Below are 12,341 nucleotides of genomic sequence, written 5' to 3'. Positions count from 1 at the left end.
GCTAAGGACGCACGGTTTTTGATATTAATTCTCGACGAACGATTTATCAATATCAGGATTCACATTCTTATAAGAACTAAACCCTAAATAGTGGCGCGCTCTGGAGGATTCGAACCTCCGACCGCCTGGTTCGTAGCCAGGTACTCTATCCAGCTGAGCTAAGAGCGCACGGTTTTAGTATCAACTTAGTCAATACAAGGACTTTCATTCTTAAAAGAAATAAACCCTTAAATAGTGGCGCGTCCTGGAGGATTCGAACCTCCGACCGCCTGGTTCGTAGCCAGGTACTCTATCCAGCTGAGCTAAGGACGCACGGTGTTCATTCATTAAGAATGAAGTTGTGAAATATATCACATTCTTCTTGCTGCGAAGAAAAAAAAAGGCCATCGGCCTGTAATGAATGGCGGTGAGGGAGGGATTCGAACCCTCGATGCAGCTACAAACCACATACTCCCTTAGCAGGGGAGCGCCTTCGGCCACTCGGCCACCTCACCTAATTCATTATTCTCAAATCACTTACAAGTAAGAGAAGAGAGAATGGCGCGTCCTGGAGGATTCGAACCTCCGACCGCCTGGTTCGTAGCCAGGTACTCTATCCAGCTGAGCTAAGGACGCACATTTACATTGTCTAAATTGCTAATTTTAGACTCGCAAGAAATGGCGGTGAGGGAGGGATTCGAACCCTCGATGCAGCTACAAACCACATACTCCCTTAGCAGGGGAGCGCCTTCGGCCTCTCGGCCACCTCACCGTCTTGCGGAGGCACATATTACGTTTTACCGAAAATATGTCAAACACTTTATTGAAAAAAATTGGACAAAAACACTCAACCGTTTGCTATTTAATCAAAGCGCTTGCAAATTGAACTTATAAGATTCAAATCGCGCTTTTTCCCTTAAAAATTAAGGTGAAAGATTGGCAATAATAAACAGCCGAAAACAATTATCTAATTTCTCCAGCAGCAAGTGCTACCGCTGATGGCACAATACTACGGGATGCGTATTTTCGCCATAGGGGAAGCGAATAAATCTTGAGTTTTGCCAAACAAAATACAGAGCAACAGTTCTGTTCAACCTTGTCTGTATCTCGCAGCATCACAAAGCATTCACTTCACCACTTTGAGACCGATCCGTTATCCAACCCATCTATGTCCCAATCAGTGTTTCGGTTCCCCAAGATCAAAAAAGGCTAGCAACAATGCTAGCCTCTTCTCTACGCAAAAGTATTAGTAGTTGCCAGATGCAACGTTACCATTACCTTTTTCAGCTTGAATGCGCATGTAGATCTCTTCACGGTGAACAGATACTTCTTTAGGTGCGTTAACACCAATACGTACTTGGTTACCTTTAACGCCTAGTACAGTAACTGTTACTTCATCACCAATCATCAGTGTTTCGCCAACACGGCGAGTCAAAATTAGCATTCTTTGCTCCTTGAGTAATCTCTAAATTTATCTAGCTACGAGAGCATTATCCAACAAAAGTTATATTTTCGTAAACTATCGATTGAGTTTATTTAACCAAAATGCACTTCTTTTTTAGGATAACCCTGTGTTTCACACGCTACGATGTATGCATTGTGTAATATGTTAGCAGCCATATCGACTTGCGTTGGTGATATCACCAAAGTTAAAGACTGCTGCTGCAATAAGTGATGCTGTACATCAATTTCGCCTTCAGACAACAATCCATGTGAACTGACCACAATTTCTTGTGTTCGGCTTCCTACCACAGTTAACAAACTAACCTGTTCACTATTACGGATTTTCTCAGCAAAAACTAGTTTTAATTTGGCACTTATGTCTTGTTTAATAATGAGTGCTGCCCGTTCTGTTTCCTCGATCACACTACAGACTTCGATCCCCAACAGTTGGCAATGTGAAATGAAAGACGGTAAATCTTCATTCAAACACTCGATACGCACCATATCTCTTTGGATGGCGATGCCAGCAATATCATTCAAACACTGATTACCCGCGATCAATGTGCCCTCGCCTTGTTCAAAGCTTGAAAGCACTCGCAATGACACGTTGTGCTGCCATGCATACTGAACACAAGGAAGGTGCAATACCTTAGCGCCTCGGCGAGCCATCTCTTCCATAGAAGGAAAGTCTAAAGTATCTAATTTCTGAGATTGTTTTACGACTCTAGGGTCACAAGAGTAAACACCATCTACATCAGTATAGATCTGGCATTCTTTCGCCTGCAAGGCACCTGCAAGCGCGACCGCTGTAGTATCTGAACCACCGCGGCCTAATGTCGTGATATCACCTTTCGCATTGAATCCTTGAAAGCCTGCAACAATAACAATCTGGTTGTCATCTAGCAGAGCTTGAATCGGAGCAGTATCAATACGCTCAATCGCCGCATTATTATGATTAGAATCCGTGTGTATCTTGGCTTGATAGCCAGTCATCGATGTCGCTTCATAACCTAACTTGTGTAACGTCATTGCTAACAAGGCCATGGAAACTTGCTCGCCAGCCGTTAACAACACATCCAGTTCTCTAGCGTTTGGTACGCTATCAACTTGCGTGGCTAAATTAACTAACCGATTTGTTTCACCAGACATAGCAGAAACGACAACCACGATCTGGTTCCCTTCATTTTTCGCTTCAATGATTTTTTCTGCTACATGATGGATTCGTTCAATTGAACCCACCGACGTTCCACCAAATTTCTGCACGATAAGAGGCATTTTCACCCGTCCTCACCTTCCCAAGACCAATGTCTATATATGACAAAAAAACACATACTCCGCGTCAGGGCGAAGCAATAAAAAATTAACCAAGGAGTCTAACGCCACCATTAGACTTCTTGGTTAATCTCAATCAAACCTTGTTTAAACACACTTCCAATAGGCAAAATAAAAGATGCCCAATCAACTGATTGGGCATCTTTGTATCAATTACTTAAGCTTAAAGACGCTCTTCTAGCCAAGTACGCACAGATTTAAGCGCTTCTGGCAGTGCTGCAACGTCTGTACCGCCCGCTTGAGCCATATCTGGACGACCGCCGCCTTTACCGCCAACTTGCTCAGCAACCATCTTGACGAGATCACCCGCTTTTACTTTGCCGATTAGGTCTTTGGTTACACCAGCAATCAAGCCAACTTTACCGTCTGCTACGTTCGCGATCAGGATGATGCCGCTACCTACTTGGTTTTTAGCGTTATCAACCATAGTACGTAGGTTCTTGTTGTCTGCGCCTTCAATTGCAGCAACCAAAACTTTAGTACCAGAGATGTCTTCTACTTTGCCCATGATGTTTGCGCTTTCTGCAGCAGCCATCTTTTCTTTAAGCAGTTGGATTTCTTTCTCTAGCGATTTCGCTTTCTTAGCTGACTCAGCCAGTTTCTCTTCGTAAGCGTTAGCTTGAGCTTCTACTGCATCTAGTGCAGCTTCACCTGTTACCGCTTCAATACGACGAATACCCGCAGCAATACCACCTTCAGAAGTGATCTTGAATAGGCCGATATCACCTGTGTTTGAAGCGTGGATACCACCACAAAGTTCAGTAGAGAAGTCGCCCATAGATAGAACGCGAACTTCATCATCGTACTTCTCGCCAAACAGTGCCATTGCACCTTTTTCTTTCGCTGACTCGATGTCCATGATGTTCGTTTCAATCACATGGTTCTTACGAACTTGTGCGTTAACTAGACGCTCTACTTCTTTAATCTGTGCTGGTGTTACCGCTTCAAGGTTAGAGAAGTCAAAACGTAGGTTGTCTGGCTTAACTAAAGAACCTTTCTGAGCAACGTGCTCACCTAGCACTTCGCGCAATGCAGAGTGAAGTAAGTGAGTGGCAGAGTGGTTTAGTGAGATAGCAGCTCGACGCTCAGCGTCAACCGTTGCTTCTACTTTATCGCCCTTAGCAAATACACCTTCAACTAGCTCACCGTGGTGCGCAAATGCGTTACCTAGCTTCTGAGTGTCTTGTACTTTGAAAAGACCCGACGCTGTTTTTAGTGTACCAGCATCACCACATTGACCGCCTGACTCAGCGTAGAATGGTGTCTCTTCAAGGATGATGATTGCTTTGTCGCCAGCCGATAGTGAAGCAACCTCTTCGCCGTCAACGAATAGCGCAGAGATTTCACCAGCACCTTCAGTTGCTGTGTAACCACAGAACTCAGTGTTGGTGTCTACTTTGATTGTCGCGTTGTAATCCGTGCCGAATTGGCCTGCTTCACGTGCACGCTTACGCTGTGCTTCCATCGCCTTCTCAAAGCCTTCTTCATCGATAGTAAAATCGCGTTCGCGAGCTACATCGTTAGTAAGGTCAGCTGGGAAGCCGTATGTATCGTAAAGTTTGAAAACTGTTTCGCCGTCAAGCTCTTTGCCTTCAAGTGCATCTAGTGCGTCATTAAGAATAACCATGCCGCGCTCTAGCGTACGACCAAAGTTCTCTTCCTCAATGCGAAGTACTTTTTCAACCAGCTCTTGCTGTTTCTTAAGTTCATCTGCCGCAGAGCCCATCACTTCAGCCAGTACGCCCACAAGTTTGTGGAAGAACACGCCTTGTGCGCCAAGCTTGTTACCGTGACGAACTGCACGACGGATGATACGACGTAGAACGTAGCCACGACCTTCGTTTGAAGGCATAACACCGTCAGCAATTAGGAATGAACAAGAACGGATGTGGTCAGCAATAACGCGTAGCGATTGGTTAGATAGATCGTCATGACCAACAACTTCCGCAGTCGCTTTGATTAGCTTTTGGAATACATCAATTTCGTAGTTAGAGTGAACGCCCTGCATGATTGCAGAAATACGCTCAATACCCATACCTGTATCTACAGCAGGCTTAGGTAGCGGTTCCATTGTGCCGTCAGCGTGACGGTTGAACTGCATGAATACGTTGTTCCAGATCTCGATGAAACGGTCACCATCTTCTTCAGGTGTACCAGGACGGCCGCCCCAGATGTGCTCACCGTGATCGTAGAAGATTTCAGTACATGGACCACAAGGACCTGTGTCACCCATCGTCCAGAAGTTATCAGACTCGAACTGTTTACCGCCTTCTTTGTCGCCAATGCGAACGATACGGTCAGCAGGAACACCTACTTTCTTGTTCCAGATATCGAATGCTTCATCATCTGTCTCGTATACCGTTACCAGTAGACGATCTTTTGGCAGTTGAAGAGTTTCAGTCAGGAATTCCCAAGCAAATCCAATCGCTTCTTCTTTGAAGTAGTCGCCAAAGCTGAAGTTGCCTAGCATTTCGAAGAACGTGTGGTGACGAGCCGTGAAACCTACGTTTTCAAGGTCATTGTGTTTACCACCCGCACGTACACAACGCTGAGCCGTAGTTGCTCGAGTGTAGGCACGCTTTTCGGCGCCTAAGAAGCAATCTTTGAATTGGTTCATACCTGCGTTAGTGAATAGCAGGGTTGGATCGTTATGTGGAACTAACGATGAACTGTCTACGATTTGGTGTTCTTTGCTCTCAAAGAACTTAAGGAACGCGTTGCGAACCTCATCAGTGCTCATGTACATGCAGCTCTTCCTGAAAATAGTCGAGTTAGAATTTTGCCGTATTGTAGATCATGGTTAAGGCTTCGACTAGTTTTCTTGTAGAAAAGACACCCTTGGGCAGGATTTTAGTGGGAATTCGATAAAATGAAGAATATTCCACTATATCTTGCCGTGGAAAAGCAGAACTAAATTGACGACCTAGTACCGAATAAACTCAGTCAACGAGAGAGATTTGACCAAAGACATGCTCGACGGAGCAGATCCAATAAAAAAGCCCCGCATAAAATATGCGAGGCTTTAAATTCTTTCAAAGCGGATGCTTCTTTCAAACATCCACTCTATAAAACGTGAGCTTATAGCTCTTCGTTTTCTTCTTCTTTCTCTACGTCTTTCTCTTCAAGAACAGCAGGAGTCAGTAGTAACTCACGAAGTTTAGTATCGATCTCTAGAGCAACTTCTGGGTTTTCACGTAGGTATTTACCAGCGTTAGCTTTACCTTGGCCGATCTTATCGCCTTTGTAGCTGTACCAAGCGCCTGCTTTTTCTACTAGCTTATTCTTAACACCTAAGTCGATAAGCTCACCTTCGCGGTTGAAGCCTTTACCGTAAAGGATTTGAGTCTCAGCTTGTTTGAATGGTGCAGCAATCTTGTTCTTAACGACCTTGATACGAGTTTCGTTACCAACAACTTCATCACCATCTTTAATCGCACCAGTACGGCGAATATCAAGACGAACAGATGCGTAGAACTTAAGTGCGTTACCACCTGTTGTTGTTTCTGGGTTACCGAACATCACACCAATTTTCATACGAATTTGGTTAATGAAGATAGCCATACAGTTAGACTGCTTAAGGTTACCCGTCAGCTTACGCATTGCTTGAGAAAGCATACGAGCCTGAAGACCCATGTGGCTGTCGCCCATTTCGCCTTCGATTTCTGCTTTTGGTGTTAGGGCTGCTACTGAGTCAATAACAAGAACGTCGATTGCACCTGAACGAGCCAGTGCATCACAGATTTCCAGCGCTTGCTCACCAGTATCTGGTTGAGAAACAAGAAGTGCATCGATATCAACACCAAGCTTTTGAGCGTAGATAGGGTCTAGTGCGTGCTCCGCATCAACGAATGCACACGTCTTTCCCACTTTCTGTGCTGCAGCAATAAGCTCAAGCGTTAGCGTTGTTTTACCTGATGATTCTGGACCGTAAACTTCTACGATACGTCCCATCGGTAGGCCACCAGCACCTAGTGCGATATCTAGAGATAGAGAACCTGTAGAAATAGTTTCTACGTCCATTGTGCGGTTATCACCAAGACGCATGATAGAACCTTTACCAAATTGCTTTTCAATCTGACCAAGGGCTGCGGCTAACGCTTTTTGTTTATTCTCGTCCATTTCTATCTCCACATAATCGGTTGTCTCAACAAGCGATCTAGAATCTATTTCTAACCCACATAGGGGTGACTAATTGGCTTTCATTATACTGTTGATTCATACAGTGTCTATACCTGTATGAAAATAATTTGTACAAATGTTACTTACCTTCCATTGATAGGTAATCATAAATAACTTGCAGGGCATGGTGCGTGGCTTGTTGGCGTACTTGTGATCTGTCGCCTGTAAATACATGCGTTTCTACTTTATCCCAGCCATTTAGCGCTTTCCACGCGAAGCATACTGTACCAACAGGCTTATCTTCGGTCGCGCCACCTGGGCCAGCGATGCCACTGATTGATACAGAGATCGTCCCGTTTGAATGTTGCAATGCCCCGCTAGCCATTTCTATTACGACAGGCTCACTCACGGCGCCGAACTCCATTAAGGTTTTAAGCTGTACACCGATCATCTCTTGTTTGGCTTCATTGCTGTACGTAACAAAAGCGCGATCAAACCATCCAGAGCTGCCCGCAATATCGGTGACTGCACTCGCGACACCTCCGCCAGTGCAAGATTCAGCCGTCACTAACACGTGTTTGTGTTTAGCGAGTAAATGTCCAAGCTGCTCACTAAGGTCTTGAGTCATCTGCATCATCTGCTTCCCTTTATTTACTGTCATATCATTTGGATTCGCATCTTTTCGCATCAGCCGCTTTTCGCACGAAACGCTTTCACGTATCCTAAGCCGCAATAGAAATAAACGAAAGAAGTTAACTGTGAAAGCCGATCAAAAACATACTCCCATGATGCAGCAGTATCTAAAACTGAAAGCAGAAAACCCAGAAATTCTGCTGTTCTACCGCATGGGCGATTTCTACGAGCTTTTCTACGATGACGCTAAAAAAGCCTCTCAACTCCTCGATATTTCACTGACTAAGCGTGGCTCATCAAATGGTGAACCGATTCCGATGGCAGGTGTTCCATACCATGCGGTTGAAGGATACCTTGCAAAGTTAGTGCAACTTGGTGAGTCCGTAGCAATTTGTGAACAGATTGGTAATCCAGCACTTTCAAAAGGCCCTGTTGAGCGCGCAGTAGTGCGTATCGTGACACCGGGTACCGTAACCGACGAAGCCTTGCTTTCTGAACGCGTTGATAACCTAATTGCAGCCATTTATCACCACAACGGTAAATTCGGTTATGCGACACTTGATATTACCTCTGGCCGATTCCAACTTTGCGAGCCAGAAACAGAAGAAGCGATGGCCGCTGAGCTACAAAGAACCTCTCCGCGTGAGCTGCTGTTCCCTGAAGATTTCGAACCCGTCGATTTAATGGCAAGCCGTAATGGCAACCGCCGCCGCCCTGTATGGGAATTTGAATTAGACACCGCTAAGCAGCAATTGAATAAGCAGTTTGGTACTCGCGATCTGGTTGGCTTTGGCGTAGAAAGCGCGAAACTGGGTCTATGTGCGGCTGGTTGTTTGATCCAATACGTGAAAGATACCCAACGTACTGCCCTCCCTCATATCCGTTCACTCACGATGGATAAACAAGATCACTCGGTGATCCTTGATGCTGCAACTCGTCGTAATTTGGAAATCACGCAAAATCTTGGGGGTGGTACTGATAACACCCTTGCCGAAGTACTTGATCACACTGCGACAGCAATGGGTAGCCGTATGCTTAAGCGTTGGTTACATCAACCAATGCGCAATATATCTGCACTCGATCAGCGCTTAGATGCAATTGGTGAAATGAAAGATTTGGCTCTATTCACAGAACTACAGCCAACCTTAAAACAGATTGGTGATATCGAACGTATTCTCGCTCGATTAGCACTTCGCTCTGCTCGCCCTCGCGATATGGCGCGTCTTCGCCAAGCAATGGAATATTTGCCAGAGCTTGCTGAAACACTGACGCAACTGAAGCACCCATACCTAACTCAACTTGCTCAATATGCTTCTCCTGTGGATGAGGTTTCTGAGCTGCTTGAACGTGCAATCAAAGAGAACCCACCGGTGGTTATCCGTGACGGTGGTGTGATTGCAGAAGGCTACAATGCCGAGTTAGACGAATGGCGCGACCTTGCAGCAGGCGCAACTGAATTTCTTGATAAGCTTGAGCAAGAAGAGCGTGAACGTCATGGCATCGACACGCTAAAAGTTGGCTACAACAACGTACATGGTTTCTTCATTCAAGTAAGCCGTGGGCAAAGCCATCTTGTGCCGCCACACTATGTTCGTCGTCAAACGCTGAAAAATGCTGAGCGTTACATCATTCCTGAGCTAAAAGAGCACGAAGACAAAGTACTTAACTCTAAGTCGAAAGCACTCGCTATCGAGAAACAGCTGTGGGAAGAGTTGTTTGACTTACTACTGCCGTATCTAGAGCGCCTACAAAATATCGCCTCTTCAGTATCTCAGCTTGATGTTCTACAGAACTTGGCTGAGCGTGCAGATACCCTTGATTACTGTCGTCCAACCATGACAGAGTCTGCTGGCGTACAAATTCAGGCCGGTCGTCACCCTGTTGTTGAACAAGTGATGGACGAACCTTTCATTGCTAACCCTATCGACCTGAATGATCAACGTAAGATGCTGATCATCACGGGTCCCAACATGGGTGGTAAATCGACCTACATGCGCCAAACGGCACTCATCGCATTGATGGCTCATATCGGTTGTTATGTTCCTGCAGAAAGAGCAACCATCGGCTCTATCGACCGTATCTTTACGCGTATTGGCGCATCCGATGATTTGGCTTCTGGCCGTTCAACCTTCATGGTTGAGATGACAGAAACCGCAAATATCCTGCACAATGCAACACCAAACAGCCTTGTGCTAATGGATGAAATCGGTCGTGGTACCAGTACTTACGATGGCCTGTCTCTGGCTTGGGCAAGTGCAGAGTGGCTAGCCAATCAAATCAATGCGATGACACTGTTTGCAACGCACTACTTTGAGCTAACTGAACTACCTAACCAACTTCCAACTTTAGCAAACGTACACTTAGATGCGGTTGAACATGGTGATAGCATTGCCTTTATGCACGCAGTTCAAGAAGGTGCTGCAAGTAAATCTTATGGTCTAGCGGTTGCAGGTTTAGCTGGCGTACCGAAAGCAGTGATCAAGAATGCTCGTGCGAAGCTGACTCAGTTAGAAGCGTTAAGTATGGAGTCGCCAACATCGAAGCCAAGCGGTGTCGATATCGCAAACCAGCTGAGCCTGATCCCAGAACCAAGTGAAGTGGAGCAAGCGCTAGCGAATGTTGATCCTGATGATCTAACTCCTCGCCAAGCATTAGAAGAACTTTACCGCTTGAAGAAGCTGCTTTAGTTTCTTACCAAGTAGCTTGTTATGGCCGTACTGCTATTTTGATTAGACGGCATGAAATACCAAAGCCACAAACAAAAAAACGCTGACTTAAAGTCAGCGTTTTTATTTGTCTTCTATTTAGAGAAGCATCATCCGTTCAATTAGTCGTTTTCTACGTTGAACAGGTTTTCCATATTCAGACCTTGCTTGATAAGAATCTCACGTAGACGGCGAAGACCTTCAACTTGGATTTGACGAACACGTTCACGAGTCAGGCTGATTTCGCGGCCCACTTCTTCTAATGTTGACGGTTCATAACCCAGTAGTCCAAAGCGACGCGCAAGCACCTCTTTCTGCTTAGGATTCAGCTCATCAAGCCAGAAAATCAACGAGTTCTTGATATCGCTATCTTGAGTTGAAACCTCAGGATCTGAATTATTGATGTCTGGAATAATATCCAACAGCGCTTTCTCACCGTCACCACCAATTGGCGTATCAACAGAGCTCACTCTTTCGTTTAGACGAAGCATCTTGCTCACATCACCAACCGGCTTATCTAACTTAGAAGCAATTTCTTCTGCCGTTGGTTCATGGTCAAGCTTTTGTGATAGCTCTCTTGCAGTACGTAGGTAGATGTTCAGCTCTTTCACAACATGGATTGGCAAACGGATAGTGCGAGTCTGATTCATTAACGCACGTTCAATGGTTTGACGAATCCACCATGTCGCGTAAGTTGAGAAGCGGAAGCCACGCTCTGGATCAAACTTCTCTACGGCGCGAATCAAACCTAGGTTGCCTTCTTCGATTAGATCGAGAAGTGCAAGGCCGCGGTTGCTATAACGACGTGAAATTTTTACCACTAAACGCAGGTTACTTTCGATCATGCGTTTACGTGCTGCTTCATCACCGCGTAGAGCTCGACGTGCATATAGCACTTCTTCTTCAGCGGTTAGTAGTGGTGAGAAACCAATTTCGCCTAAGTAGAGTTGAGTGGCATCTAAACTTTTAGACGTAACTTCAACTTCTTCTTTCGCTTCGGTTTTCTTAGTGACTGTTCGTTTTGCTTTTCCAAGAGCTTCCGGTTCCGTGGTTGCTTGGTCAAGATCGAACTCTTCTTTGGTTACTGCATTGCTTATACTCATAACGCCTCCCCCTGGCGAAATTAGCATGACATTACAACTTCATATGTCGCTAAATGACTATGTCACTCCATACAATACGTAATTTTTGCATATTGTATTTAAGGTAAATATCGTTTTGGATTAACGGACTTACCTTGGTAACGAATCTCAAAGTGCAGCCTAACACTGCTGGCTCCAGAGCTTCCCATTGTTGCAATCTTCTGCCCTGGTTTCACACTTTGCCCTTCAGATACTAATAGTCGGTCGTTGTGCGCGTATGCACTTAAGTAATTATCATTGTGCTTCACAATCACTAGATTGCCGTAGCCTCGTAGTGCATTACCCGAATAAACAACCGTTCCCCCTGCAGTAGATACTATTGGCTGACCTCGCTGTCCTGCTATGTCTATGCCTTTATTTCCTTGTTCGCCTACAGAGAAACTCTTGATTACTCTCCCTTTAGTTGGCCATAACCATTTGGATACTTTATCACTTGTTGGTTTGGTGGGCGGTGTAACATTCTGTTTACCTTTAGAACCAACATACTCCTTTGATTTGGATTGTTCAACCTTCTTTGGTGGATCTTTTTTCACCACTTTGGTGGTAGTTTGAGCTGGAGCCGGTTTAGAGTTTTTGCTCGGTTGCGATGTGGTTTTAGGTTTACTTGCCGCAGATGACGTTGTCGATGCCGCGACAGGCGCAGCAACTGCTGCTGCCGCTACCGTTGATTTACCATACGCTGGCGCATTGTAGCTAGGACGCCACAACTTAAGCTTCTGCCCGGGGTGGATAGTATAAGGCGCAGACAATTTGTTGTAGCTGACGAGGTCATTGACGTCTTTATTGGTCACATAAGCGATGAAATAAAGCGTATCGCCTTTTTTCACTTCATAGTAACTGCCGCGATAACTACCACGATCAATCGATGAGTATTTCTTGTTAAGGCTTGAAACCGGCGCAGGCGAATTCGCTGCACACCCAACAAGGGCACAGCTAAGCAGTAAAGTACTTCCTTTAAACAACTTCGAACGCATCGACTCTCTATCCA

At 45.3% G+C, this 12,341-nt stretch carries 8 protein-coding genes and 5 tRNA genes; 1 reads left to right on the top strand and 12 read right to left on the bottom strand.

The annotated features are described in order from the left end of the window. Nucleotides 1-91: 91 nt before the first annotated feature. From AB4493_RS10820 to pncC, 10 genes are all read right to left on the bottom strand, one after another. Nucleotides 92-168: transfer RNA gene (locus AB4493_RS10820), tRNA-Arg, on the bottom strand. A 67-nt stretch (nt 169-235) separates the two neighbouring features. After that, nucleotides 236-312: transfer RNA gene (locus AB4493_RS10815), tRNA-Arg, on the bottom strand. An 89-nt stretch (nt 313-401) separates the two neighbouring features. Then, nucleotides 402-494, bottom strand: a tRNA-Ser gene (locus tag AB4493_RS10810). Between the two features lie 44 nt (nt 495-538). Further along, nucleotides 539-615 (bottom strand) — tRNA-Arg (locus AB4493_RS10805). Between the two features lie 43 nt (nt 616-658). Then, nucleotides 659-751: transfer RNA gene (locus AB4493_RS10800), tRNA-Ser, on the bottom strand. A gap of 474 nt (nt 752-1,225) precedes the next feature. Then, complete coding sequence (csrA, locus tag AB4493_RS10795; RefSeq protein WP_004415691.1) at nt 1,226-1,423, bottom strand: carbon storage regulator CsrA; 198 nt, start codon at nt 1,421-1,423, stop codon at nt 1,226-1,228. Between the two features lie 92 nt (nt 1,424-1,515). After that, nucleotides 1,516-2,697, bottom strand: coding sequence for an aspartate kinase (locus AB4493_RS10790; RefSeq protein WP_136973792.1), 1,182 nt, complete (start codon nt 2,695-2,697; stop codon nt 1,516-1,518). A gap of 220 nt (nt 2,698-2,917) precedes the next feature. Beyond that, entirely contained in the window at nt 2,918-5,500 is a 2,583-nt protein-coding gene (gene alaS / locus AB4493_RS10785; protein ID WP_017063223.1) for an alanine--tRNA ligase, read from the bottom strand. Nucleotides 5,501-5,832: 332 nt separating this feature from the next. After that, nucleotides 5,833-6,873, bottom strand: coding sequence for a recombinase RecA (gene recA / locus AB4493_RS10780; RefSeq protein WP_017056586.1), 1,041 nt, complete (start codon nt 6,871-6,873; stop codon nt 5,833-5,835). Nucleotides 6,874-7,012: 139 nt separating this feature from the next. Beyond that, nucleotides 7,013-7,507, bottom strand: coding sequence for a nicotinamide-nucleotide amidase (gene pncC, locus AB4493_RS10775; RefSeq protein WP_029235458.1), 495 nt, complete (start codon nt 7,505-7,507; stop codon nt 7,013-7,015). 124 nt (nt 7,508-7,631) lie between these two features. Here pncC and mutS point away from each other — a divergent pair, with 124 nt between their 5' ends. After that, nucleotides 7,632-10,193, top strand: coding sequence for a DNA mismatch repair protein MutS (gene mutS, locus AB4493_RS10770; RefSeq protein WP_372154967.1), 2,562 nt, complete (start codon nt 7,632-7,634; stop codon nt 10,191-10,193). Nucleotides 10,194-10,333: 140 nt separating this feature from the next. Here mutS and rpoS read toward each other — a convergent pair whose 3' ends face one another. Continuing rightward, nucleotides 10,334-11,314, bottom strand: coding sequence for an RNA polymerase sigma factor RpoS (gene rpoS, locus AB4493_RS10765; RefSeq protein ID WP_017059027.1), 981 nt, complete (start codon nt 11,312-11,314; stop codon nt 10,334-10,336). Between the two features lie 98 nt (nt 11,315-11,412). Next, a complete protein-coding gene (nlpD, locus tag AB4493_RS10760) occupies nt 11,413-12,327 on the bottom strand; it encodes a murein hydrolase activator NlpD (protein ID WP_229648155.1) in 915 nt (304 codons plus the stop codon). Nucleotides 12,328-12,341: the final 14 nt, after the last annotated feature.

The organism is Vibrio sp. 10N.222.55.A1, from assembly GCF_041473835.1.
In the GTDB taxonomy this organism is placed as follows: Bacteria; Pseudomonadota; Gammaproteobacteria; order Enterobacterales; family Vibrionaceae; genus Vibrio; species Vibrio crassostreae_C.
This window is presented reverse-complemented; position numbering and strand designations above follow the sequence as displayed.